This is a genomic window from Micromonospora sp. NPDC005194 (genome assembly GCF_040608335.1).
Taxonomy (GTDB): domain Bacteria; phylum Actinomycetota; class Actinomycetes; order Mycobacteriales; family Micromonosporaceae; genus Micromonospora.
The window spans coordinates 1-24,266 of the sequence record NZ_JBEXIA010000060.1 but is presented as its reverse complement, the minus strand read 5'-3'; the positions used below and the strand labels follow the sequence as shown (position 1 = coordinate 24,266).

24 protein-coding genes and 3 pseudogenes are annotated in these 24,266 nt (G+C 73.5%); 14 read left to right on the top strand and 13 right to left on the bottom strand.

All coding sequences use genetic code 11. The features are described 5' to 3' along the window. Nucleotides 1-280 precede the first annotated feature (280 nt). Together ABZU53_RS30440 and ABZU53_RS30435 are read left to right on the top strand one after the other, a co-directional pair. Nucleotides 281-2,434 (top strand): glycogen debranching N-terminal domain-containing protein, encoded by a 2,154-nt coding sequence (locus ABZU53_RS30440; protein ID WP_355069018.1) that lies wholly within the window; start codon nt 281-283, stop codon nt 2,432-2,434. 54 nt (nt 2,435-2,488) lie between these two features. Then, nucleotides 2,489-3,790 carry an NAD(P)/FAD-dependent oxidoreductase gene (locus tag ABZU53_RS30435; protein ID WP_355069016.1) on the top strand — a complete coding sequence of 434 codons (1,302 nt, stop codon included), beginning with the start codon at nt 2,489-2,491 and terminating at the stop codon, nt 3,788-3,790. A gap of 23 nt (nt 3,791-3,813) precedes the next feature. Here ABZU53_RS30435 and ABZU53_RS30430 read toward each other — a convergent pair whose 3' ends face one another. The 3 genes and pseudogenes from ABZU53_RS30430 to ABZU53_RS30420 form a co-directional block, all read right to left on the bottom strand. Next, entirely contained in the window at nt 3,814-4,959 is a 1,146-nt protein-coding gene (locus ABZU53_RS30430; RefSeq protein WP_354862903.1) for an AI-2E family transporter, read from the bottom strand. Between the two features lie 36 nt (nt 4,960-4,995). Beyond that, nucleotides 4,996-5,136: pseudogene (locus ABZU53_RS30425) on the bottom strand (transposase); the annotation flags it as partial. 13 nt (nt 5,137-5,149) lie between these two features. Continuing rightward, a pseudogene (locus ABZU53_RS30420) lies at nt 5,150-5,377 on the bottom strand (transposase); the annotation flags it as partial. A gap of 131 nt (nt 5,378-5,508) precedes the next feature. Between ABZU53_RS30420 and ABZU53_RS30415 the strand changes: the two are divergent. Further along, nucleotides 5,509-6,267 (top strand): annotated as a pseudogene (locus ABZU53_RS30415) (ice-binding family protein); the annotation flags it as partial. 55 nt (nt 6,268-6,322) lie between these two features. Here the strand turns inward: ABZU53_RS30415 and ABZU53_RS30410 are convergent. The 5 genes from ABZU53_RS30410 to ABZU53_RS30390 form a co-directional block, all read right to left on the bottom strand. Then, entirely contained in the window at nt 6,323-6,853 is a 531-nt protein-coding gene (locus ABZU53_RS30410; protein WP_355069014.1) for a hypothetical protein, read from the bottom strand. 246 nt (nt 6,854-7,099) lie between these two features. Further along, the gene (locus ABZU53_RS30405) at nt 7,100-7,252 is read right to left on the bottom strand and encodes a hypothetical protein (RefSeq protein WP_355069013.1); all 153 of its coding nucleotides are present in this window, start codon (nt 7,250-7,252) and stop codon (nt 7,100-7,102) included. 152 nt (nt 7,253-7,404) lie between these two features. Next, the gene (locus tag ABZU53_RS30400; RefSeq protein ID WP_355069011.1) at nt 7,405-7,533 is read right to left on the bottom strand and encodes a hypothetical protein; all 129 of its coding nucleotides are present in this window, start codon (nt 7,531-7,533) and stop codon (nt 7,405-7,407) included. 252 nt (nt 7,534-7,785) lie between these two features. Next, the gene (locus ABZU53_RS30395; protein ID WP_355069010.1) at nt 7,786-8,568 is read right to left on the bottom strand and encodes a fused MFS/spermidine synthase; all 783 of its coding nucleotides are present in this window, start codon (nt 8,566-8,568) and stop codon (nt 7,786-7,788) included. Nucleotides 8,569-8,698: 130 nt separating this feature from the next. Continuing rightward, complete coding sequence (locus tag ABZU53_RS30390; protein WP_355069008.1) at nt 8,699-9,673, bottom strand: DUF2267 domain-containing protein; 975 nt, start codon at nt 9,671-9,673, stop codon at nt 8,699-8,701. Nucleotides 9,674-9,873: 200 nt separating this feature from the next. Between ABZU53_RS30390 and ABZU53_RS30385 the strand changes: the two genes are divergently transcribed. Then, nucleotides 9,874-10,188, top strand: a complete 315-nt coding sequence (locus tag ABZU53_RS30385) for a hypothetical protein (RefSeq protein WP_354861679.1) — start codon at nt 9,874-9,876, stop codon at nt 10,186-10,188. Nucleotides 10,189-10,298: 110 nt separating this feature from the next. Here the strand turns inward: ABZU53_RS30385 and ABZU53_RS30380 are convergent, their stop codons facing one another. Continuing rightward, a complete protein-coding gene (locus ABZU53_RS30380; RefSeq protein ID WP_355069006.1) occupies nt 10,299-10,643 on the bottom strand; it encodes an STAS domain-containing protein in 345 nt (114 codons plus the stop codon). 58 nt (nt 10,644-10,701) lie between these two features. Next, on the bottom strand, nt 10,702-11,028 hold the full coding sequence (locus ABZU53_RS30375; protein WP_354861676.1) for an STAS domain-containing protein: 327 nt from the start codon (nt 11,026-11,028) through the stop codon (nt 10,702-10,704). Nucleotides 11,029-11,307: 279 nt separating this feature from the next. On the opposite strand from ABZU53_RS30375, the gene ABZU53_RS30370 reads away from it, so the two are divergent. The 5 genes from ABZU53_RS30370 (at nt 11,308) to ABZU53_RS30350 (ending at nt 15,794) form a co-directional block, all read left to right on the top strand. Then, nucleotides 11,308-13,068 carry a PP2C family protein-serine/threonine phosphatase gene (locus ABZU53_RS30370; protein WP_355069004.1) on the top strand — a complete coding sequence of 587 codons (1,761 nt, stop codon included), beginning with the start codon at nt 11,308-11,310 and terminating at the stop codon, nt 13,066-13,068. Further along, a complete protein-coding gene (locus ABZU53_RS30365) occupies nt 13,065-14,111 on the top strand; it encodes a cobalamin-dependent protein (RefSeq protein WP_355069002.1) in 1,047 nt (348 codons plus the stop codon). The genes ABZU53_RS30370 and ABZU53_RS30365 overlap by 4 nt, the downstream gene beginning before the upstream one ends. A gap of 107 nt (nt 14,112-14,218) precedes the next feature. Next, nucleotides 14,219-14,566, top strand: coding sequence for an STAS domain-containing protein (locus tag ABZU53_RS30360; RefSeq protein WP_354861671.1), 348 nt, complete (start codon nt 14,219-14,221; stop codon nt 14,564-14,566). Between the two features lie 71 nt (nt 14,567-14,637). Then, on the top strand, nt 14,638-15,081 hold the full coding sequence (locus ABZU53_RS30355; RefSeq protein ID WP_354861669.1) for a response regulator: 444 nt from the start codon (nt 14,638-14,640) through the stop codon (nt 15,079-15,081). Between the two features lie 179 nt (nt 15,082-15,260). Continuing rightward, entirely contained in the window at nt 15,261-15,794 is a 534-nt protein-coding gene (locus ABZU53_RS30350; protein WP_355069000.1) for an ATPase, read from the top strand. A gap of 8 nt (nt 15,795-15,802) precedes the next feature. On the opposite strand, the gene ABZU53_RS30345 is transcribed toward ABZU53_RS30350, so the two are convergent. The 3 genes from ABZU53_RS30345 to ABZU53_RS30335 all read right to left on the bottom strand — a co-directional run bounded on the left by ABZU53_RS30345 (nt 15,803) and on the right by ABZU53_RS30335 (nt 18,388). Beyond that, nucleotides 15,803-16,654: a hypothetical protein gene (locus tag ABZU53_RS30345; protein ID WP_355068999.1), complete on the bottom strand. Its 852-nt coding sequence runs from the start codon at nt 16,652-16,654 to the stop codon at nt 15,803-15,805. Between the two features lie 308 nt (nt 16,655-16,962). After that, nucleotides 16,963-17,388 carry an OsmC family protein gene (locus ABZU53_RS30340; protein ID WP_266241740.1) on the bottom strand — a complete coding sequence of 142 codons (426 nt, stop codon included), beginning with the start codon at nt 17,386-17,388 and terminating at the stop codon, nt 16,963-16,965. Nucleotides 17,389-17,458: 70 nt separating this feature from the next. Next, nucleotides 17,459-18,388 carry a serine/threonine-protein kinase gene (locus ABZU53_RS30335; RefSeq protein ID WP_355068998.1) on the bottom strand — a complete coding sequence of 310 codons (930 nt, stop codon included), beginning with the start codon at nt 18,386-18,388 and terminating at the stop codon, nt 17,459-17,461. A gap of 199 nt (nt 18,389-18,587) precedes the next feature. Between ABZU53_RS30335 and ABZU53_RS30330 the strand changes: the two genes are divergently transcribed. From ABZU53_RS30330 to ABZU53_RS30310, 5 genes are all read left to right on the top strand, one after another. Continuing rightward, nucleotides 18,588-18,818, top strand: a complete 231-nt coding sequence (locus ABZU53_RS30330) for a hypothetical protein (protein WP_354861663.1) — start codon at nt 18,588-18,590, stop codon at nt 18,816-18,818. A 101-nt stretch (nt 18,819-18,919) separates the two neighbouring features. Next, the gene (locus ABZU53_RS30325; protein WP_355068997.1) at nt 18,920-19,666 is read left to right on the top strand and encodes a response regulator transcription factor; all 747 of its coding nucleotides are present in this window, start codon (nt 18,920-18,922) and stop codon (nt 19,664-19,666) included. Between the two features lie 43 nt (nt 19,667-19,709). Continuing rightward, a complete protein-coding gene (locus ABZU53_RS30320; RefSeq protein ID WP_355069019.1) occupies nt 19,710-21,176 on the top strand; it encodes a HAMP domain-containing sensor histidine kinase in 1,467 nt (488 codons plus the stop codon). A gap of 44 nt (nt 21,177-21,220) precedes the next feature. After that, the gene (locus ABZU53_RS30315) at nt 21,221-23,458 is read left to right on the top strand and encodes a glycosyltransferase family 39 protein (RefSeq protein ID WP_355068996.1); all 2,238 of its coding nucleotides are present in this window, start codon (nt 21,221-21,223) and stop codon (nt 23,456-23,458) included. Further along, nucleotides 23,455-24,266, top strand: an 812-nt coding sequence (locus ABZU53_RS30310; protein ID WP_355068994.1) for a dolichyl-phosphate beta-glucosyltransferase, incomplete at its 3' end; no start/stop codon positions are given. The genes ABZU53_RS30315 and ABZU53_RS30310, both read left to right, overlap by 4 nt.

Below are 24,266 nucleotides of genomic sequence, written 5' to 3'. Positions count from 1 at the left end.
GGCCGCCCGGGGCCGGCGGGGACGGGGTCGGCGGCCGCGGGCGCGGCCAGCGAGGGCACCGCGACGGTGGCGGCGGTCGCCGCGGTGGCGGCGGCGGAGGCGGACAGGAAGGTGCGGCGGGTCGGCCTCGTGGGCCGCTCGCCGGTGTCGTCTGATCCCATTACGGCATCCTGCCCATCGATAGTGACGTTTGTCCATATCGCTAGACGTGGATGTCGCGTGAGCTTTCACCCGGACCGGGTGATGACACTCCGTGGCCGTCGTTCCTACGGTGGGTGTCATGGCTGTCGTACGCGCGACCCCCGCCAACCCGCACGTCGGCACGGCTCCCGCGACGGGGGTGAGTGGCGACCAGCGGGCGATGCCACCCGAGTTGGGTCCCAACTCGATCGCCGTGCTCAGCGGCCCCACGTTTGTGTACTCCGACGCGCGCGGCGACGTGCCACCGGGCAGCATCGGCGGGCTCGTGCACCTGGACACCCGCCTGATCAGCGGCTGGACCCTCACCGTCAACGGCGGTCAGCTGCTGGTGTTGCGGGCCAAGACCCTCGAGCACTACTCCGCGCAGTACGTGCTCACCAACCCGGAGCTGCCCGGGCTGCCGTCGAACGGTCTCGCCATCCGGCGGTTGCGCTACATCGGCGACGGCTTCCACGAGCGGCTGCAGCTGGTGTCGTACCAGACCGAGCCGGTCCGGGTGGAGCTGCGGCTGGCCGTCGACGTGGACTTCGCCGACCTGTTCGAGGTCAAGTCGGTGGTCCGGGACCGCTCCGCGCAGATCGTCCGCAACCACGCCGCCGACGGCTCCGAGCTGTGCTTCTCCTACCGCAACGGAGACTTCACCGCCGAGACCCGGGTGCGCTGCGCGACCCCGGCGGACCGGATCGAGGGGGACGATCTGGTCTGGGACCTGCACCTGCGTCCGCGCGACAACTGGCTGGTGGACCTGCAGGTGCCGTTGTCGCCGGGCCCGGGGGTGGTCGAACCGGTGCGGGGCGACATCATCGACGTCGTCCAAGGCCGGGCCGAAGACCCGCTGCGCCGGTGGACCGAGGACCGGGCCGTGCTGCGCAGCGACAGCCAGGCGCTGGAGTGCACCGTCCGCCAGTCCCGCGACGACCTGGCGGCGCTGCGGCTCGAACTGGAGGTCAAAGGTCAGCGGATCCTGCTGCCCGGCGCGGGACTGCCCTGGTTTCTCAGCCTCTTCGGGCGGGACACGCTGATCACCGCGTACCAGACGTTGGTGGCCGGGCCGGCGCTGGCGAAGGGAACGCTGCTCGCGCTCGCCAAACTCCAGGGCAACGCCTGTGACGACTTCACCGACGAGGAGCCCGGCAAGATCCTGCACGAGGTCCGCAGCGGCGAGCTGACCCGTACCGGCCAGAAGCCGTACGGCCCCTACTACGGCACCGCCGACGCCACACAGCTCTGGCTGATCCTGCTCTCGGAGTACTGGCGGTGGACCGCCGACCACGAGACCGTCCGGCACCTGCGCGACAACGCGGTGGCCGCGCTGCGGTGGATCGACGAGTACGGCGACCGCGACGGCGACGGCTACGTGGAGTACGCCACCCGGTCCCCGGAGGGGCTGGGCAACCAGTGCTGGCGGGACTCGCCGGACGGCGTCTGCTTCGCCGACGGACGTATCCCGGTGCTGCCGCTGGCAACCGCCGACATCCAGGGCTACACCTTCGACGCCAAGGTGCGGCTGGCCGAGCTGTTCGACGGCCCGCTGGGCGACCCCACCCTGGCGGCACGGCTGCGCGACGAGGCCGGCACCCTGTACGAGCGGTTCAACCGGGACTTCTGGATCGACGAGCGGGGCGGCTACTACGCGGTGGCCCTCGATGGCGACAAGAACGTGGTCGACTCCAAGACGTCCAGCATGGGTCACCTGCTGTGGAGCGGGATCGTGCCGCAGGGGCGGGCGGATGCGGTGGTGCGCCAGCTCATGTCGCCCGACATGTTCTCCGGCTGGGGCATTCGGACGCTGTCCGCCGAGGAACGCCTCTACGGGCCCTTCGGCTACCACCTGGGCACGGTCTGGCCGCACGACAACTCGCTGATCGCGCTCGGCCTGGCCCGCTACGGCTACCGGAAGGAGGCGAACCGGATCAGCCTGGCGATGATCGACGCGGCCGAGCAGTTCGACCACCGGCTGCCCGAGGCGCTCAGCGGGTCCGACCGGCAACGGCTGCTGTTCGCCGTCCCATATCCCACCGCCTGCAGCCCGCAGGCATGGGCGTCCGGCACGCCGCTGGCGCTGGTCCGCGCGATGCTGGGGCTCAACCCGGTCGAGGGTCGGCTCGTGCTCGACCCGGCGGTTCCACCGGAGGTCGGCCGGATCTCGGCCAACCGGGTGCGGGCCTTCGGTCAGGAGTGGGGTGTGGACGCGGTGGGCTCCAACGGTCACGTCTGGCTCGAGCGCAGCTGACCGCGCGCCTGCGCTTCGACGTTTGTCCCGGGCTGCGACGGGAAACGGCCCGCAATGACGAAACCTCGTGTGGTGATCGTGGGGGCCGGGTTCGCCGGTTACCACGCGGCGAAGACGTTGAGCCGGATCGCCCGGGACCGGGCCGAGATCGTGGTGCTGAACTCCACCGACTACTTCCTCTACCTGCCGCTGCTGCCCGAGGTGGCCGCCGGGGTGGTCGAGCCCGGGCGCATCGCCGTGCCGCTGACCGGGACCCTCAAGGGCGTCCGGGTGGTGATCGGCGAGGCGGATCACGTCGACCTGCAGAACCGCTGGGTCGGCTTCACCCAGCCCGAGGGGGAGAAGAACCGCCTGGCGTACGACCGTTTGGTCCTCGCCGTGGGCAGCGTCAACAAGCTGCTGCCCATCCCGGGCGTCACCGAGTACGCGCACGGCTTCCGCGGCCTGCCCGAGGCCGTCTACCTGCACGACCACATCGTCCGCCAGGTCGAGTTGGCCGAGCAGGCCGAGGACCCGGCGGAGCAGCAGGCCCGCTCCACGTTCGTGGTGGTCGGGGCGGGCTACACCGGCACCGAGGTCGCCGCGCACGGGCAGCTGTTCACCGACGCGCTGCACGCGCAGCGGCCCCGGCTGACCGTCCGGCCCCGCTGGATGCTGCTCGACGTCGCCCCCCGGGTGCTGCCCGAGCTGGACGAGCGGATGTCCGTCACCTCGCACAAGGTGCTCAACCGGCGGGGGGTGGACGTGCGGATGGGCACGTCGGTGGCCGAGGCGACCTGCGACGGCGTCAAGCTCACCGACGGCGAGTACGTGCCGACCTGCACGCTTGTGTGGTGCGTGGGGGTGCGGCCGGACCCGTTCGTCAACGAGCTGGGCCTGCGCACCGAGAAGGGCCGGCTGGTCACCGACGAGTACCTCAACGTCCCCGGCTATCCGGAGGTCTTCGCCTGCGGTGACGCCGCAGCCGTGCCCGACCTGGTGAATCCGGGGCAGATCTGCGGCATGACGGCCCAGCACGCGCAGCGGCAGGGCAAGCGCGTGGCGCACAACATCGCCGCGTCGTACGGCTTCGGGCAGCGCAAGCCGTACAGGCACCACGATCTGGGTTGGGTGGTCGACCTGGGCGGCAAGGACGCGGCCGCGAACCCGTTGCACGTCAACCTGGCCGGGCTGCCGGCCAAGGCGGTCACCCGGGCGTACCACCTGATGGCGATGCCGGGCAACCGCACCCGCGTCGGGGCCGACTGGGTGCTCGACGCCGCGCTGACCCGCTCGGCCGTGCAGTTGGGGCTGGTCCCGGCGAACGCGGTCCCGCTGGAGAGCACGTCGCCGGAGGTCGCGGTGCGCGGCCGCTGAGCGGAACCCGTCGACCCGGCCGGTCAGCCCCGCGAGGTGGCGGGACCGGCCGGTCCACGTGGTGGCACGGCCGGCGGGGGCGGTTCGCCGGGGTCCGCCGGTGGGGGCGGGTTCAGTCGTCGCGGCCCGTACTCGCGCAGCAGGATCTGGACGATGCCGGCGGCGGGGATGGCCAGCAGCGCGCCGAGCAAGCCGGCCAGCTCCGCCGCGAGCAGCACGCTCAGCAGCACGGTCAGCGGGTTGAGCCGCACCGCACGAGACAGGATGAGTGGCTGGAGCAGATGGTTCTCGACCTGCTGGTAGACGACGAAGAAGACGAGCACGATGATTCCGGCGGTGGAGGAGTGCAGGAACCCGGCGCCGGCGGCGATCACCGCGCCGATCGTCGCGCCGACCAGCGGTATCAGGTCGGCCACCGCCACCAGCAGGGCGATCACGCCCGCGAACGGCACCCCGGTCAGGGTCAGCACCAGGAAGGTCAGCACCCCGCAGATCACGCTGATCAGCAGGTTGCCGGTGAGGTAGCCGGTGACCGTCCGCGACATCTCCCGGCCGACCCGGCGCAGGCGCTCGCCCGCACCGTCCCCGGCCGCCGCGAGGACGCTGCCGGTGATCCGCGGCGACTCCAACACCATGAGGTACGCCAGCACGATGACCGTGACCAGCCCCGCGACCGTCTGCAGGACACCGCGCAGCACGCCCACGGCGGGTTGACGTAGCCGGGTGCCGGCGTCGCGCAGCTGGTCGGAGTGCTCGCTGACGTAGCGTCGTGCCCCGGTGCGTTCCAGGAGCTGGCCCACCGGGCCGCGCCCGGCGCGCGCGTCGCGCAGCAGCTCGGGCCCCCGATCGGCGAACCGGCCCAGCTCGTCGAGCAGCGGCACCAGGATGACCGTGGCGAGGACCGCCAGCACGACGAACGCGGTGAGGAACACGAGCAGCGTGGCCACCGCCCGCCGCCGCACGAACCGGCGTTGCAGCCAGTCCACCGACGGCTTGAGCGCGACCGCGAAGAAGGCGGCCACCACGGCCCAGACCAGCACCCGGCGGGTCGCGTACACGAAGGCCAGCGCGAGCGCGGTCGCCAGCACCAGACCGATCACGACCAGGGCCCGGCGGGCGGTGGCCCGATTGTCGGCGTTGCTCACCCGCCGGGCCTTCCCCGCGCGCACCGTCGGAAACCCGGCAATGCGGACGCGCAGGCCGGCCTAGGCCGTGTCTTCGAAGGTTGACAACCATTGGAGCAGCGCGGCGATGGTGACGGTGGCCTGGAACGAGGTCGCGGTCTTGTCGTAGCGGGTCGCGACGCTGCGGCACTGCTTGAGCCGGTTGAAGCAGCATTCGACGACGTTTCTCGGCGCCCTCTTTAGCGCCCGCGGCGTGCTGGTGGGCTCGCACGATCGTGGAGTCCACCGACACCAGCCAGTCGATGTCCCCGGCCGCTTCCGCGTCGGCCTGGACCCCGGCGAGCATCCGCTCGAACGTGGCGTCAAGGGCTCACCTGCGGAAACGGGTGTAGATCGACTGCCAGGACCCGTAGCGGGCGGGCATGTCACGCCACGCCGCCCCGGCCCGGATCTTCCACAGGAGGTTGGTCGGGCCACGCACCCCGCCCGCTACTCCCAGAACCGGCGAATTGGGAATGCGAATGTCAGTCCGATCCAGATAGATGGATTTGGGCTATTGTTCCAATTTGCCCTCATTGGAACACCTGACGTGATGTGGTGATCAGCGCGCTTCATCGGCGCCATTCAGGCCGTTTCACGCAGGACGCCGCTCGGTCGACGTCTCCTGCGAGTAGTACCCACGGAGGGTGTTCTGTGACAGCTAAACCCAAAAATTGGCTACGGCGCCGGGTGGTCCTGCCGTCGCTCGCCGCTGGCGCAGCCGCCACGGTGGCAGCCAGCCTGCTGCTCTTCAGCTCGACCGCCGCAAACGCGCAGGAAGCACCGGTCAACCTGGGGACGGCGGCCGACTTCTCCGTCCTGGCCGGAGCGGAGCCCACCAACACCGGCCCCAGCTTTCTGGCCCAGAGCCTCGGGCGGTTCCCCGGGAGCACCGCGTCCGGCTTCGGAACGGCCACCATCGGCGGGGAGGTGCACCTCGGCGACGCGGTGGCGCTCCAAGCTCAGAGCGACCTGACCATCGCCTTCAACGACGCCGCCGGCCGGACCCCGTTCACCAACCTCCCGGCGGAGCTGGGTGGCAACACACTCAACGAAGGGGTCTACCGGATCGGGGCCGCTCAACTGACCGGAGCGTTGACGCTCGACGGCCAGGGCGATCCGTCGGCCGTGTTCATCTTCCAGGTCGACTCCTCGCTGACGACGGCGTCGAACAGCAGCGTCGTCCTGACCAACGGGGCGTCGGCCTGCAACGTGTTCTGGAAGATCGGCAGCTCGGCGACGATCGGCACCGGCACCACCTTCGTGGGCACCATCATGGCTCAGGCCGCGATCACGATGGCCACGGGCGCGACCCTCCAGGGCCGCGCGCTGGCGCGCACCGCCGCCGTCACCCTCGACACCAACGTCATCACCGCACCGATCTGCGCCGGGCCGACGGGCCCGCCTGGACCGACCGGCCCACCCGGGCCCACCGGCCCACCCGGCCCGTCCGGCCCGCCCGGCAGTCCCGGAGCACCCGGTAGCCCCGGAGCGCCCGGTAGCCCCGGCGCACCTGGTAGTCCGGGAGCGCCTGGTAGTCCGGGAGCGCCTGGTAGCCCCGGCGCACCTGGTAGTCCGGGAGCGCCTGGTAGCCCCGGCGCACCTGGTAGTCCGGGAGCGCCTGGTAGTCCGGGAGCGCCTGGTAGTCCGGGAGCGCCTGGTAGCCCCGGCGCACCTGGTAGTCCGGGAGCGCCTGGTAGTCCGGGAGCGCCTGGTAGTCCGGGAGCGCCCGGTAGTCCGGGAGCGCCTGGTAGCCCCGGAGCACCCGGTAGCCCCGGAGCACCCGGAGCACCCGGTAGTCCGGGCGCACCCGGCAGCCCCGGCGCACCTGGTCCGTCCGGACCCCCCGGAGCACCCGGAGCACCCGGCAGCCCTGGTGCGCCTGGCAGCCCCGGCGCACCCGGCAAACCTGGTGGTGGCGGCAAGCAACCCATCCTGCCGGTCACCGGCGGCGGTGTGGTCCCGGCCATGACCGGCGTCGGAGGTGTGATGGTCGTCCTGGGCGCGGTCGCGTTCTTCCTCGCCCGGCGTCGACGCCTGGAGTCCTGATCGGTGGCCCGGCCGGTGTGATCCCGGCCGGGCCACCTCACGTCGTCGGCCCGCTCCCCACCGGGGGGCGGGCCGACGACGTATTCGCCATGGACGGTCAGCCGGTGAGCCCCAGCTCCCGCATGACGTCGTCCTCGCGCTCGTGCGGGAGGTGGAGCAGGATCTGTGGCCGGTCGCCGTCGCAGGGCACCACGTAGGTCTGTGCGAACCGCGGGCTGCCGGCCTTGCCCTGCGGCGGCGCGAAGTCCAACGTCCACTCGGTCGGTACGAGGACGTACCCCCGGTGCGAGATCGCGAACGTCCAGAACGGTCAGACCAAACTGCTCGGTCATCGCCGTGTGGCGTTCGTCGAGAACGGCCCGGTACCCGGCGTCGTTGATGACGATTGCCGCCCTGCCCGGGTCACCCTCGATGTACGTCTCGGCTGTAGCTCGCGGCAACGGCGCCGTTGTCGCCGGCCTCGACGGCCCGCGCGTAGCCGTGCAGGAAGGCGGTGATCTGGTCGCGTAACGGTGTCTCCGTCGACTTCATCCTCGGTCGTCTCAGTTCGGCGGCCGTCAGGAGGCGAGGATCCGCCCGTCCTCACTGACGGGGCAGCCCGCTCAGCCAGACGTCCAGCTCCGCCGGGGAGCGCAGCAACACCACGGGCGGCGCGGACGGATCGGTCTGCCAGGCCCGCATCCGCCGGCGGCCCCGCCGCTACGACAAGACCGCGACCTCCTTCCAGGCCACCGTCAGAATCGCCGCGCTACTCCGATCGTTGTAAACCTCTGAAGACACGGCCTAGGCGTCGGCGTCGGTGAACGGGTGGGCGCCGGCGACGAACGTGTCGAGCGCGGCGGCGTGCAGCAGCCCGCCGGGGATCGGGTCGCGCAGCGCCGCCGCCGCGAGCCGACCGACCGGCAGACCGCCGGGGCGGTGCGTCGCGGCGAGCACCAGGTTGCCGTAGCGCCGAGCGCGCAGCATCCGGCGGTCCCCGAACACGCAGACGTCGCCGAAGACCGCCCGCAGCGTCGCCACCTGCACCCGGGTGCCGACCAGTGGCGGCAGGTCCGTGACGTTGACCAGATAGAGCCCGCCGGGGCGCAGGACACGGGCCACCTCGGCCGCGAACTCCACGCTGCGTACGTGGCGGGGCATTCGGGCCGCCCGGTAGATGTCGGCGATCACCAGGTCGTACGCGTCGGACGCGGCGGCCGTGACCGCGTCCCGGGCGTCGGCGACCTCGACCCGCACCTCGGGCGGCAGCGGGGGCAGTTCCCGGGCGACCAGCTCGACCACCGCCGGGTCCCGCTCGACGACCCGCTGCGCGGAACCCGGCCGGGTCGCGGCGAGCCAGCGCGGCAGCGTCAACGCACCGCCGCCGAGGTGCAGCACGCTCAGCGGTACGCCCGCCGGGGCGGCCAGCTCCACCGCCGAGGCGATCCGCCGGACGTACTCGAAGTGCAGGTGCCGGGGATCCTCGACATCCACGTACGACTGCTCGACGCCGGCGGAGAGCAGCGTCCGTCCGGTTCGGCGGACCGGATCGGCGACCAGCTCCAACCGGTCGGCGGCACGCTTCATGACGGCACGCTAACCGAGCGGCTCGCGGGCCCGAACCGCCGGTGGGCGGACGGGTCGCATACCGCGCCCGACGGGCCGGCGGCGCGGGAGGTACCCGCGTGCGCCGGCCCGCGTGCGCCGTCTGCGGCGGTCAGCCGCTGGCCATCCCGGCGCCCACCTCGTCGATGGCGTCGTCGATCGAGTGGGCGAGGTCCACGTCGAGCGCGGTCACCCCGTCGGCCTGGTTGGTGCGCACGGTCAGCACGGCGGCCGTGCCGCCCGGTCGCCCGATGCTCGGGCCACGCCCGGTCTCTTCGCGCAGCCGGTCCAGCCGGGCGAGCACCCGGTCCAGGTTGTCCGGCGGCAGCGCGATCACGCGGTACAGGCCGGTACTGTCACCGGCCCAGTACGGCAGGTCGTCCAGCGCCGCCCGGAGCTGGGCCTCGTCCAGCGTGGGTGTGGTGGTGGAGGCGCCCACGATGCCGCCGCCGGCCGCTGGCGGGTTCAGCAGCTCCCGCAGGCCGTCGGGGACGTGCAGGGACTCGACCAGGTCGCCGTCCTGGTCGGCGAGCGCGGCGAGCGTCGCCTCGGCCTGGTAGCGGGCCTGCTCCGGCGAATTTCCGCTGATCCGGCCCACCTCGGCCAGGAAGCCGGGCAGGTCCCGGTGCCGCTTGATGCCGTCCACGGGCAGGACGTCGTGCAGCGAGTTCGGCACGGCGGCGAGCAGCCGTTGCCGCTCCGCCGCGTCCAGCGCGAAGGCCAGCACCAGCACCGTCGCCTCGGCGCCCACCTTGGCCGTCGAGAAGTCGACGCCGGAGCGGCGTCGGACGTCGTCGACCAGGTCGTGGTAGCCGACGCTGTTCACCCCGGCCGCGCCGCCGGGTGGCGGCTGCGGGCGCGGATTGTCCGCGGTGCCCCTCGACGGCGGGGCCGGTCCACCACGCGTGGTGTCCGGCTTGTGCCGTCCGGCCGGCGCTGGGCCGGTCCGCTTGCCCTGGTCCAGGCTGGTGAGCTGCTTGGAGGCGCTCAGGCTCGCGCCGAACTCGCTGGGCTGGCTGCCCTGTTCGCGGGCCTGCCGGGCCAGCGCCCGGCGGCGCTGGTTGTCGCCCTCCATCTGCTTGCGCATGGTGACGCCCCTTCCGCTGGGGATCGATCCTGCGCCCGTCGCGTTCCCGCCGCCCCGGAGCCGAAACGGACGCCGCCGGCCGGGTAGGGCTGAGCGTCGATGAGGCTTCATCCGGCCGGGGTGAGGGGTGCTCACCCGTGCGGCCGGCAGGATCGGGGCAGGACCACAGTTCTTCCGAGGTACGCGGAAGGAAGGTCGTCATGAAACGGATCGTCGAGATCGTTCCCGCTCGACCTGGCTGGTACGCCCGGTGGCAACTCGCGCCCGACGCCACCCGGTGCTACCCGGTGAGCCTGTGGGCGTTGCTGGAGGAGGCCGACGGAACCGGCCGGGAAGTGGTCGGAATGGACTGCATCGGCCAGTGGCCGGGTGCGGACGACAACGAGGCCGATGGGGAGTTTGTCCGCTACCTGTACCAGACGCCCGACTCGGGGGAACCCGACGACATCGAACCTCCGTCGGCCATCGAACTGCGCGACGCCGGCCCCCGGCTCCAGCCGATGACCGCGCCCTAGACATTTCTCCGGCCCCCGACCCCAGGTCCCAGGGTCGGGGGCCACCCCCCTTTCTCGGGGATGGTGACCCGTTTCAGGGATGGCGACCCGGCGGTGGGTGGGTGCGGCCGTCAGCCCAGGGCGCGCAGATTGGCGCCGTCGACGGCGACGGTGTTCTCCACGGCCAGCAGCTCGGTGAGCCCGGTGCGGTCCAGCATCTGCTGGAGTCGGGCGCTGACCCCGGTCAGCCGGATCGCCCCGACGCCCCGGCGCACCACCAGCAGGGCGCTGAGGCCCGACGAGTCGCAGAGGCCGACCCCGGCCAGGTCGATCGTCACGTGCTGCTCGCCGTGCAGCTCGGCCGCGGCGGCGACCAACTCCGGAGCGGTGCCGTAGTCCAGCTCGCCGGTCAGCCGCAGCCGGACGTGACCGGCTGCGAGCCGGGTCACCTCGATGGTCAACAGCTGGTGGGACATTCCACCATTTTCCCAGTCCAGCGGCGGAACGCAAACCGCAGGGCCGCGAGCCGCCGGGTCACGCGCTGGCGGCGGACTGCTGCGAGCCGGGGCCGACCGTACTGGTCGCCGGCAGCGGCCGGTCGAGCAGCGCCGCCACCCCGGTGATGTCCAGGATCGTCGCCAGGAAGCGGGGGACCGCCCGCAGTCGCAGCGTCGTTCCGACCTCCTGGCCCTCCCGCCACGCGTGCACGATCACGCCGAGACCGCTGCTGTCGATGAAGACCAGGTCGGCGAAATCCAGCACGATGCCGCGCGGCGCCTCGGCGAGGACCCGGTCGACCTCGGCGCGCAGCGGCGCCGCGGTCAGGTACGCCAGGTCGCCGCCCACGCGGATCAGGGGCATGTCGGGATCGGACCGATCGACGGACATGCTCAGCTGGTTCGCTTCGGGGCCCCGCCCGTCCGATGGCACGATCACGCCTTTCCGCACACGGCGGTTCCAGCCGGTGCGAAGGGATCGTAACAACCGTCGGGCGGGTCCGCCCGGTACGCGACCGAGGGCCCGCGACCTGTCGTGGGATGCCGGTCGCGGCCGACCGGCGTAGGGTGGCCGGAGAGATTTGACCACAGAGGCCGGTTCCGGTGCGGGTTCGGGTGGACGACAAGGAGTGAGGCTCAGCTGGTGACTGCTTCCGACGTCAGGGACACCGACGACGGACGGATCTCCACGCCGAGCACCACACGGACCACGGCGTGGTCCGCCGACGCGCCGTCCTGGCCGAGCACCGCGCTGCCGCCGCTGGCCCCCGACCGTGATCGGGCCGCGCCCGACTGGTCCGAGGTCGTCGAGCACTTCCGCGAGGGCCTTGTGGTCTGCGACGCCGACGGCGTCGTCCGACACGTCAGCCCGGTGGCCGAGCGGTTGCTGCCCGAGGTGGTCCCCGGTGTTTCGCTGGCCGCGTCCGGCGTTCCGGGTCTGGGCGAGGGGAGCCCCGGAGGCTTCACCCACCTCGGTCGTCGGCTCACCGCCCGCCAGGTGCCCCTCTCCGCCGGTCGATGCTGCTGGTACGTGGAGGACGTCACCGAGAGCGTCAGCCGTGCCGACGCGCTGCTCGCCGAGCGGGCCCGCTCGGCGTTCCTGGCCGTGGTGGGCGACAAGCTGGGCAACCCGCTGCACCCGGACCGGGCCGCCGCGGCGGTCGTCCGCCTCGCCGTGCCGACCCTCGCCGAGGTGGCCGTGCTGGTGCTGGCGCCGCGCGTGGGGCGGGCCCGGTGGTGGCGGGCCTCCCGGGCCGCCGACGAGACGCCGACGATCGACAGCGGCGTGCTCGTTGGCCCCGCCCTGCCGGCCGCGATCGCCGAAGGACTGACCGGGGTCGAGCCGCACACTCTCGACTGGCTGGTGGAGCAGGCGGTCGACGCCGGCTGGCTGCCCGGCCTCACGAGTGCCGACAGCCTTGCCCGGGTCGTGCCGTTGCCCGGCCGGGACGCCCCCGTCGGGGTGCTGCTGGTCGCCCGCCGCTCCAGCCGGTGGTACGACGAGGACGACGTCGGGTTGATTCGTGCCTTCGCGGCCCGGGCCGGCGCGGCGCTGACCACCGCTCTGCTCTACCGCGACCAGGCCGAGGTCGCCGACACCCTGCAGGCCAGCCTGTTGCCGGTCGAGCCGACCGAGACCGCCGGTGTGCAGTGGGGCACCGCGTACCGCCCGGCCCAGGCGGGGCTGCGGATCGGCGGCGACTTCTACGGTTCGCACCGGCTCGCCGACGGCGGTTGCGTGTTCTTCCTCGGCGACGTCTCCGGCAAGGGCGTCGAGGCGGCGGTCTTCACCGGCCAACTCCGCCAGTGCCTCCAGGCGCTGCACCGGGTGGAGTCGCACCCCGGGCGGCTGCTGCGACTGCTCAACGACGCGCTGCTGGAGACGACCCAGGCGCACGGCCAGGGCCGCTTCGCCACCATCGTGCTCGGCGTGGCCCGTCCGCAGCGCGACGGCGGCGTCACCCTCACGATGGCCGGGGGCGGGCACCTGCCGCCGCTGGTGCTGCGTACGTCCGGCGAGGTCGAGTCGGTGCCGCTGCGCGGCATGCTGATCGGGGTGGTGCCCGACCCGCGCGTCGGTGAGGTGACCGTGCGGCTGGCGCCGGGCGAGACCTGCCTGCTCTACAGCGACGGCGTGACCGAGGCCCGTGGGGGCCGCCGCGGCGACGAGCAGTTCGGCACGGAGCGGTTGCTCACGGCCCTGGCCGGTTGCCAGCGGATGCCGGCGCCGGCCCTGGCCGAACGCGTCGAGCAGGTCACCTGTGACTGGTTGGGGCGCGGCGACCACGACGACATCGCGGTGCTGGCGTTGCGCGCGGTCAGGCCGGGCGGGCGAGGCGCGCGGCACCTGCACGCGGTGCCCACGTCGACGAGCGCCGACGAGCAGAGGGAGAGCCCCGCGTGACCGCCCCCGCCACGACCACGAACCTGGCCGACGCCTACCCCGGCTACCTGGCCTGCCTCGCCGACGCCGACGAGTACGCCGCGATCGACGTGGCGCTCGGTCTGCTCGACGCGGGCGTACCGCCGGAGCGGGTGCTGCTCGACGTGGTCGCGCCGGCCCAGGCCGAGGTGGGTGAGCGGTGGGCTCGCAACGAGTGGAGCGTGGCCCAGGAGCACGCGGCGACCCACATCAGCGAGCGGGTGGTGGCCGCGGTGGCGACGCACGCCAACCCGCGTCCGACCGGCGGGCGGATCGTGGTGGCCTGCATGGACGGCGAGTGGCACGCGCTGCCGCCCCGGCTGGTGGCCGAGGTGCTGCGGCTGCGCGGTTGGCAGGTGACCTTCCTGGGCGCCAGCGTGCCGGCGGCGCACCTGGTGTCGTACCTGCACCGGCACGACGCGCAGGCGGTCGCGTTGGCCTGCGCGCTGCCGATGCGGCTGCCGCACGCCCACCGGATGATCGAGGCGTGTCGGCGTTCGGACGTGCCGGTCGTGGTCGGGGGGCGTGGCTTCGGCGCGGACGGCCGGTGGGCGGCCCGGCTCGGCGCGGCCTGGGCGCCGGACGCGCCGGCGGCGGCGGAGTTGATCGCCGACGAGCGGGCGGTGCGGCGGGTGCCGGCGGCGCAGCTCGGGCACCTGGCCGACGACGAGTACGCGAGTCTCGTCCGCCGCAGGGGTGAGCTGATCGACAGCGCGCTTACCGACCTGCGCGAACGGGTGCCGGCGACCCGCGGGTACACGGCCGCCCAGCTCGACTCGACGGTGAGCGACCTGGGGCACATCCTGGACTCGCTGGCCGCCTCGCTCTACGTCGACGACGCCTCGCTGTTCACCGAGTTCGTCAAGTGGCTGGTGGAGATCCTGACGAGTCGGGGTGTGCCGGCCAGCGCGGTCGCCCTGACCCTGGCGCACTACGCCGCCGTGCTGCGCGACTTTCCCCGCGCGTCGCACGCGCTGGCGCGCAGCCGTGCCGGGTTGGTCTCCGCGTCCCGTTCCGCGGGCTGAGGACCACCCCCGGACGATCACCACGCGCTGCGGACCGTCGTACCCCCCTGCGTATACTTGCCGGACTGCAAACGTCCCACCCAACCGGTGGAGCGAGGGGGAGAACGGTGACGTTCAGCGTCAGCCACGCCGAGCGCGACGGCGGTGCGGCCTGCCTGCGGCTCGCCGGTGAGCTGGACCTGAGCACCGCCGGCGAGCTGGCCGCCGCCATCGACAAGCTCACCGCGGCCGGCGAGCGGCGGGTGCTGCTCGACCTCACCGACCTGATCTTCTGCGACTCCACCGGGATGGCCGTGTTCGTCCGGGGCGACAACCAGGTCACCGCCGACGGGGGCTGGTTGCGGATCACGGGCGCCACCGGGCGCGTCGAGCGTGTGTTGCGGGTCACCGGTCTGGCCGACGTGCTGCGATACCTTCCGGACACGGCGGACCCGACGTCCAAGAGCGCCTCCTGATGGGCTAGATTTCCCCGCCAGCACGGTGACCGTTCCGGTCTCCTTTCTCCGCCGACCCGAGGCAGGTAGTGATGGGCGACAGCCCGCAGCCGGTACGCATCCTGGTGGTCGACGACGATCCGGGCGACGTGCTGATGATCGAGGAGGCGTTGGCCGACTCCGACGTCGAGAAGATCATTGACGTGGTCAGCGACGGCGAGGAGGCGATGGAGTTCCTGCGCGCCGAGGGCCGGCACGTGCAGGCTCGCCGACCGGACGTCATCCTGCTGGACCTGAACATGCCGCGGATGGACGGGCGTCAGGTGCTCGGCGCGGTCAAGCAGGACGAGGATCTGCGGACGATCCCGATCGTGGTGCTGACCACCTCGAACGCCGACACTGACATCGTCGGCAGCTACACGTTGCAGGCCAACGCGTACGTCACCAAGCCGATCGACCTCGATGACTTCAACGACGTGGTGCGCCGCATCGACGAGTTCTTCGGCCGCGTGGTCGTGCTGCCCAAGCGCCCCTGATCCGCCCGGCGCGGTCGGTCGGCATTGTCCCCGCCGCCGGCCCGACGTGGCCCGTCGCCGCGCCGCGCCCCGCCGGACGCGCGCGCATGCTGAACAATTTTCCCGAACCGCCTCGGTCGCTGTCGCCGCGTCCGAGGATCCAGGTGGGGAAGTAACAGCGGCTGCCTGGGGGCGACAGTATGAGGTTCTCCGTCGTGAAGACCGGCTACGACCAGAGGCAGGTGGATTCCTGCCTGGATGAGCTGGGGATCCGGTTGTCCCGACTCGCGGCGCGGGCGGAGGGCGCCGCCGGGGCGACCCGCGAGTGGGACGAGATCCGCCAGGAGGCGACCTGGCTCAGCGGGCTGCTCCAGCGGCTCGACCTGGGCGACGCCGGGACGACCCGCCAGGCCGGCGACGCGGTGCGGCGGGAGGCGGCCGAGATCCTGGCGCAGGCCCGCAACGAGCTGGACGAGGCCCGCGAGGAGGCCCGTCGCGTCCGCGAGCAGGCGTACGCGGACGCCGTGCAGGCCCGGCGGGACTTCGAGGAGGCGTTGCACGCGCGGCGACGCCGGGCGGCGCTGGTCGACGAGATCCTCACCGGCGTGACCGTCGAGCCGGTGCCGGCCGACACGCCCACGGCCGCGGCCGGAACGGGTGTACCGGCGACCCGGGTGGCGGCCGGCGGCCGGGACGCGGGCGCCCAGCCGCCCAGCGGGCGTACGGCCCGCTGAGCGCAGGCTCAGACGGTGAGCGCCGCCGCCACGGTGCTGGCGCGCTCCTCGTGCTGGGCGTACGCGTCGGGGAAGGCGGAGATCTGCACGGCCTGGGCGGCGGCGGTGACGCTCATGTCCTCCCAGCCGGGGATCTCGGCCAGCGCCGTGTAGAAGGCCCGGGCGGCGTACGACGGGCGCATCAGCTCGGCCACCGTGCCCCAGCCGCTGCTGGGCCGCTGCTGGAACAGCCCGACCGAGTCGTGGTCGGCGCCGCTGCCCTGGTGCGGGTACTGCGTCGACTCCGGCAGCACGTCGCTGGCCAGGTTGTAGAGGTTGCTCTCCTGCATCGCGGTGGCCAGCGCCACCACCAGGGCGCGGCGCGGCATCTTCAGCTCCAGGCCGACGTCCACGATGATCTTGGCGTTGTCCATCTGGGTCTGGTCGAGCCCGGCGACCGGGCGCGGCCGGGGGGGCTTTACCGGCTTCTTGGGCGCCTTGCGGGTGGGGGTGGGGCTGGCGGTCGGCGACGCCGTGGGGGTCGTGGGGAGGACCCGGGCGGGGGCGGCGTCGCGGTCCAGCGACCGGGAGGCGCGCTCGTCCGCGATGGCGGCGCGGTCGGCCAGCGCGTCGGCCATCGGTCGTACGGGCTGCGGCGCGTCCTCGGCGCCACGGGCGGCGGCGAACGCGCCCAGGCCGAGGCAGCAGGTGACGCCGGTGGCCAGGGCGACCCGGATGGGGGTGGAGCCCAGCCGGGCGCGGCGCGGCGGGTCGGGGACCCGGTGACGGCCGATCGTCCGTTCGGTTGATGCGGCGTCGCCCGAACGGGTGGTCGGGAGCGCGTCGGTCAGCTTCTGGGCGGCGGGGTCGACGGGATGCACCCGCCGAGGCTAGATAGTCGACCGCCCGCTGCCATCGGCCCGTACGGTGGCATGCGCCACAATTTGCCCGGATCATGGCTGTCATATCGGGCGGAAGGCCGGTCGAACCCATGGAACCTCGCCGATCAGGCAAGCCGGGTATTCCCGATTGGAACGGCGAACCCGGTCATCGCTGCGGTCTCCGGCGCCGCCTTCGGCCGCTCCCCGGCGCTCCTCCCTTCGGAGGATGCCCGCTCCACCGAACGGTGGGGGCCCACGGTGGTCGTCCGGCGGAGGCGGCATCCGAAAAGCCGCGAATCGGCCCGGGATCAGTGCCGGCCGTTCTCCGCCGGGGTCACGGTCAGTCGGTGCCGCGTGTTGTCGCCGCTGGAGAACGGCCAGAGCCGGTCGGCGTACTCGACCAGATCGGCCAGCTGGGCGCGGCTCAGGCCGGCGGAGGAGATCGAGGCGTGCACGTCGGCCCGGTACCGGCCGTCGTCGTCGCGGCCCAGCTTCGCCTCGGCGCGTACCTGGACCGTGTGCGCCTCGTTCGTGATCTCCCCGGCCGCCTCCACCGCCGCGTGGTGCAGGCAGGACGCGAAGGCCGCGGCCAACAACTGCTCCGGTCTCAGGCCGGTGCAGTGCGCCGCCAGCGGCGACGCCAGCGGCGTGGAGAGCCCTCCGTCGTCGGTGCGTACGTGGCCGCCCTCGGCCGTCGCGGTGGCCTCGTGCAGCCAGGAACTGGGGCTCGGCATCGCGTTCCTCCCGTCGCTCCCCGCTCGGCTACCCGGCCGCGAGCGGGCGAAACGCGGGGCCACCCCGGGTTCAGGGCCCGTCGACCATCGACAGGGCCTCGGTGGCCTCCGCGGCGGCCCGCTCGTTCCACGGCGACGTCGCCGCAGGTCGGCGTGGCGTGGGGATCATCATCGGCACGTACACCCGGGCGTCCACGGCCTCGGCCAGCAGCAGCGCGGCGACCAGGCTGGTCGGACGCTGCGCCGGGTCGTCGGCCAGGCAGGAGCGGCACAGCTCGGTCACCTCCGGCGGCAGCCCGTCGATCTCGGGCAGCGGCTCCGGAGGTTGGGTCCGACGCTCGGTCAGCAGCTCGGCCGCGTTGCTCGCCCGGTAAGGCAGCCGACCGGTGAGGCAGTAGTAGAGCAGCACGCCGAGGGCGTACATGTCGGCCGCCGGGGTGGCCGGTGTGCCGTCGAGCTGCTCGGGCGCCAGGTACGCCGGGGTGCCGAACACCATGCCGTCCGGTATCGGGTCCGCGACCCCGGACGGGGTGGCGATGCCGAAGTCGAGGACCTTCACCCCGACCGGGGTGAGCATGACGTTGGCCGGCTTCACGTCGCGGTGGACGATGCCGCTCGCGTGGGCGGCGGACAGCGCGGCGGCGACCTCGGCGCAGACCCGTACCGAGATGCGCCAGTCCAGTGGACCGGCCCGCAGGTGCGCGGCGAGCGTCTCGCCCTCGGCCAGCTCCATCACGATGTAGGGCGCCCGACGGCCGGGGAGCGTCGAGGAGGTGCCGAAGTCGTGCACGCTCGCGACGTTCGGGTGCACGAGCCGCGCCGCGGAGCGGGCCTCCGTGCGGATGCGGTCCACCGTGTCGTGCAGATCCTCCGGGCCGGGCGAGATGAGCTTCACCGCGACCGGCCGGTCCAGCACCCGGTCGTGGGCTCGCCACACCTCGGACATCCCGCCCACGCCGATACGCTGTTCGAGCTGATACCGCCCATCCAGCGTGCGCATCGACCACTCCTCGCCCTCGCCCGCCGACGGCGGGTGCCTCCGAACGCGGTACCCGGGGTCCGAGCTGGGCAAACCGTGCGGTGATCGGGCTTGGCCGATCCCGGCGTACACCGGCGCGGGCCGGTGGCGGGTGCGGTAGCTTGCGAGCCAGGGCTGGGCGCACCGAGCGTGCCGGCACGGTCACCGGGGAGACACCGCGATGAGCGAGGTCACCGTACGCTTCGTCGGCGGTCCCGCGGACGGCCTGGTCCGCGAGGTGCCGGCCGGGCCGGACGGGGCCCCGCCGTCGCGTTGGATCATGCGGCACCCGGACGGCACCGGCCCGACGCAACCCGGTCCCGACCACCTCTACGAACGCGACCAGCCGGACGGCCTGGGCGGGTGGAGCATGCGGTTCGTGCGGACCGACGCGTACGGGGTGTCCGAGTGAGCACGGGCGAGGGCTGAACGGTGGTCCGGCGGCCCGGCCGCACAGCTGGCACACAGGTGGGGCAGAGGCGCGACACAGCGGACACGCCCACGATGGGGGACATGGTCATCCAGGGGCAGACCGTGCCGGGCCGGATCGAGTTGCGCCGTCCCGACGGCGAACCGGTCCGGGTGCTGGTGGTCGACGACGAGGCGACACTGGCCGACCTGCTGTCGATGGCGCTGCGCTACGAGGGCTGGCAGGTGCGCAGCGCCGGCAACGGCATGGCGGCGCTGAGCGCCGCGCGGCAGTTTCAGCCGGACGCCGTCGTGCTCGACGTCATGCTGCCCGACCTGGACGGCTTCCAGGTGCTGCGCCGGCTGCGCGAGCACGCCCCGACCGTGCCGGTGCTGTTCCTGACCGCCCGCGACGCGGTCGAGGAACGCATCGCCGGGCTGACCGTGGGCGGCGACGACTACGTGACCAAGCCGTTCAGCCTGGAGGAGGTGATCGCCCGGCTGCGCGCGCTGCTGCGCCGCTCCGGCTTCGCGGTCGCCGCCCAGGAGGAGGCGGTGCTGACCGTCGGCGACCTCAGCCTCGACGAGGACAGCCACGAGGTCCGCCGCGCCGGCCAGCTCATCACGCTGACCGCGACCGAGTTCGAGCTGCTGCGCTACCTGATGCGCAACCCGCGCCGGGTGCTCAGCAAGGCGCAGATCCTCGACCGGGTGTGGAACTACGACTTCGGCGGCCAGGCCAACGTGGTGGAGCTGTACATCTCGTACCTGCGCAAGAAGATCGACGCCGGCCGGCCGCCGATGATCCACACGCTGCGCGGCGCGGGCTATGTCCTCAAACCCGCCGACTGACGTACGGCCGCGCCGTCGGCCGCTGCGCACCGCCCGGCGGTGGCTGGCCGGCCGGTCGCTGCGGGCCCGGCTGGTGTTCGCCCTGGTGGCACTGCTCGCCCTGGTCAGCGTCGCGATCGGCGGACTCACCACGGTCGCCCTGCGGCACTTCCTGGTCGGCCAGGTCGACAATCAGTTGACGATGGGGGACCGGCCGCGCGCCGACGTGCCGCCGTGGTTCCGCCAGGGCGGCGACCCCGGGTGGCCCGCCACGCCTCCGGGCGCCGTCGGCCCGCCCCCGCCGGAGCCTCCGCGTGGCTTCCCGCCGGGCTCGCTGGCCGTACGCCTCGCCGACGGCGTCACCACGGCGACGAGGAGCACCGAGAGCGGCAGCCTCGCCGACGTCCCCGCCGCGGACGCCGCGCGGCTGGTCGCGCTGCCCACCGACGGTCGGCCGCGCACGGTCACCCTCGGCGAGGGCGACGTCCGGGCGGTGGCGCGGCAGCTACCCAGCGGGGACGTGCTGGCCGTGGCGATCCCGCTCAGCGGCGTACAGGACACCGTCTGGGCGCTGGTCGCCGCGCAGGCCGGGGTGGCCGCCGTCGGGCTGCTCCTCGCCGGTGCGGCAGGCGCGCTGATCGTGCGCGCCACGCTGCGACCGCTGAACCGGGTGGCCGCCACCGCCACCCGGGTCACCGAGCTGCCGCTGGACCGGGGCGAGGTCGCGCTCGCCGTCCGGGTGCCGGCCGGGGACACCGACCCGCGGACCGAGGTCGGCCAGGTCGGCGCGGCGCTCAACCGGATGCTCGGCCACGTCGCCGACGCGCTGTCCGCGCGACAGGCCAGCGAGACCCGCGTACGCCAGTTCGTCGCCGACGCCAGCCACGAGCTGCGCACTCCCCTCGCGGCGATCCGGGGGTACGCCGAGGTGGCCCGGCGCGGCCGTGACGAGGTGCCCGCCGACGTGGCGCACGCGCTGCGCCGCGTCGAGTCGGAGAGCACCCGGATGACCAGTCTCGTCGACGACCTGCTGCTGCTGGCCCGGCTCGACACCGGCCGGCCGCTCGCCGTGGACCCGGTCGACCTGTCCGCACTCGTGGTGGACGCGGTCAGCGACGCGCACGTGGCCGGCCCCGAGCACCGCTGGCAGCTCGACCTGCCCGAGGTGGTCATCCGGGTGCCCGGCGACGCCGCCCGCCTGCACCAGGTGGTGGCGAACCTGCTGGCCAACGCCCGCGTGCACACCCCGCCGGGAACGACGGTCACCACCACGCTGGCCGTCGAGGCGGACACCGCCGTGCTCACCGTCGCCGACGACGGGCCGGGGGTGCCGGCGGAGCTGCGACCGGAGATGTTCGAGCGGTTCGCCCGGGGCGACAGCTCCCGGTCGCGGGCGCACGGCAGCACCGGCCTCGGCCTGGCGATCGTGGCGGCCGTGGTGGAGGCCCACCACGGCACGGTCACCGTCGACAGCCGGCCGGGGCGGACCGTGTTCGTCGTCCGCCTGCCGAATCCCACAGCTGACACATAGTCGGCGCACGGGGTTCCGCCAGTCCGGCCGCCGAGGCTGGCCGCATGGACAGAACAGACACCCTGCCGACGACGCCCGCCGAACCGGAGGGACCGCCCCGCACGACCACGCGCCCCGAGGAGCACTCGCCGCCGGCGGGCCGCGCGCCGACCTGGACCCGGCCCGCGCTGGTGGTCCTGCTCCTGGGCACCGGCCTGCTGTACCTCTGGGGCCTGGCCGCCTCCGGCTGGGCCAACTCGTTCTACGCGGCCGCCGTGCAGGCCGGCTCGGTGAGCGGGAAGGCGTTCTTCTACGGCTCGTCGGACGCGGCCAACTCGATCACCGTGGACAAGACGCCCGCCTCGCTGTGGCTGATGGCCCTGTCGGTGCGCGTCTTCGGGCTCAACAGCTGGGCGATGCTCGTTCCGCAGGCGCTCTGCGGGGTCGCCTCCGTCGGCGTGCTGTACGCGAGCGTCAAGCGCTGGTACGGGCCGGTCGCCGGCCTGATCGCCGGTGCGATCCTCGCCCTCACCCCGGTGGCGACGCTCATGTTCCGCTTCAACAACCCGGACGCGCTGCTCGTGCTGCTGCTGGTCGGCGGCGCGTACGCCACCGTGCGCGCGCTGGAGACGGCCAGCACCCGGTGGATCGTGCTGGCCGGCGTGCTGGTCGGCTTCGGCTTCCTGACCAAGATGCTCCAGGCGTTCCTGCTGGTGCCGGTGTTCGCCGGCGTCTACCTGCTGGCCGCGCCGACCGGGCTGTGGCGGCGGGTGCGGCAACTGCTGCTGGCCGGTCTCGCGGTGGTGGTGTCCGCCGGTTGGTGGGTGGCCGTCGTCGAACTCGTCCCGGCCAGCGCCCGCCCGTACATCGGCGGTTCGCAGGGCAACAGCATCCTGGAGCTGACCCTCGGCTACAACGGCCTCGGCCGGATCACCGGCGACGAGGTGGGCAGCGTCGGCGGCGGCGGTGCCGGGCGGATGGGCGGTGGCGGTGGCCCGTTCTCCGGGCAGACCGGCCTGCTGCGGATGTTCGACGGCGAGGTCGGCGGTCAGATCTCCTGGCTGCTGCCGGCCGCGCTGATCCTGCTGGTCGCGGGCCTGCTGGTGGCCGGGCGGGCCGCGCGTACCGACCGCACCCGGGCCGGCCTGCTGCTGTGGGGCGGTTGGCTGCTGGTCACCGGTCTGATCTTCAGCTTCATGTCCGGGATCTTCCACGCCTACTACACCGTGGCGCTCGCACCGGCCGTCGGCGCGCTTGTCGGCATCGGCGTCACCCTGCTCTGGCGGCAGCGCCGACCGCGGCCGGCCCCGGTCGCCGGCACGCCTGACGAACCGGTGGTGGTGTCCCGATGGCAGCGGTGGCGTCCGCTGGCCGCCACGGTGACGCTCGCCGCCACCCTCGCGGTCACCGTCTGGTGGGCGTGGGTGCTGCTCGGGCGCAGCCCCGACTGGTACCCGTGGCTGCGTACCGCCGTGCTGGTCGCCGGCCTGCTCGGCGCGGCCCTGATCCTGCTGGCCGCCCGACTGCCCCGCTGGCTGGTGCCCGTGGTGCTCGGCGTCGGCGCGGCGGCGGCCCTGGCGGGGCCGGCGGCGTACGCGGCGCAGACCGCCGCGACCCCGCACACCGGCTCGATCCCGAGCGCCGGCCCGGCGGTGGCGGGCGGTTTCGGTCGCGGCGGCTTCCCCGGCGGACGACCGCCCGGCGGCATGGCGTTCCCCGGCGGCGGGCAGTTCCCCGGCGACGGCCGCAACGGCAACCAGAACGGCGGGCAGTTCCCGGGCTTCCCGGGCGGCGGTCAGCTGCCCGGTGCTCCCGGCGGTGCCCAGGTGCCCACTGCGCCCGGCGGCGCGCAGGTGCCGGGCTTCCCGGGCGGTTTTCCCGGCGGCGGTCAGCTGCCCGGCGCCGGTGGTGGCCGGGAGGGCGGCGGCATGGGCGGTCTGCTCGACGCCCGCGAGCCCAGCGCCGCGCTGCGCGAGCTGCTGGAGCGCGACAGCGACGACTACACCTGGGTGGCGGCCACCATCGGTTCCAACAACGCCTCCGGCTACCAGTTGGCCACCGGTGACCCGGTGATGCCGATCGGCGGGTTCAACGGCAGCGACCCGTCACCGACGCTCGCGCAGTTCCAGCGTCACGTCGCCGAGCACAAGATCCACTACTTCGTGGGTGGCGGCGGCTTCCGGGCCAACGGTGGCAGCTCCGCCGCGCAGGAGATCTCCACCTGGGTCGCGGAGACCTTCACGGCGCAGACCGTGGACGGAGTCACCGTCTACGACCTGAGCACCGGCGCGGACGCGTCGTGACCGCGCTCAGCGGCCCCCGTGCCGCCGTCCAGACCCGGTCCACCACCGCCGGCGCGGTGCTGGACGTGGTGATCCCGGTCTACAACGAGGAGACCGACCTCGGGCCGTGCGTACGCCGGTTGCACGCGCATCTCAGCGAGCACTTCCCGTACCCGTTCCAGATCACCGTCGCCGACAACGCCAGCGTGGACGGCACCCTGGCCGTGGCCCAGGCGCTCGCCGCCGAGCTGCCCGGCGTCGGCGTACGGCACCTGGACGCCAAGGGGCGGGGGCGGGCGCTGTCCGCCGCGTGGTCCGCGTCGTCCGCGCCGGTGCTGGCGTACATGGACGTGGACCTGTCCACCGACCTGGCGGCGCTGCTGCCTCTGGTCGCGCCGCTCATCTCCGGCCACTCCGACCTGGCGATCGGCACCCGGCTGGCGCGTACGTCCCGGGTGGTGCGCGGCGCCAAGCGGGAGGTGATCTCCCGGGCCTACAACCTGCTGCTGCGGGGCGCGCTGGCGGCGCGGTTCTCCGACGCGCAGTGCGGGTTCAAGGCCATCCGCGCGGACGTGGCCGCCGGGCTGCTCCCGCACGTACGCGACACCGGCTGGTTCTTCGACACCGAGCTGCTGGTGCTCGCCCAACGGGCCGGGCTGCGCATCCACGAGGTGCCGGTGGACTGGGTCGACGACCCGGACAGCCGCGTCGACATCGTCGCCACCGCCCTGGCCGACCTGCGGGGGATGGGCCGCCTCGGTCGGGCACTGGTGACCGGCGCGCTGCCGCTGGCCGAGCTGCGCGCGCAGCTCGGCCGGGCGCCGCTGGC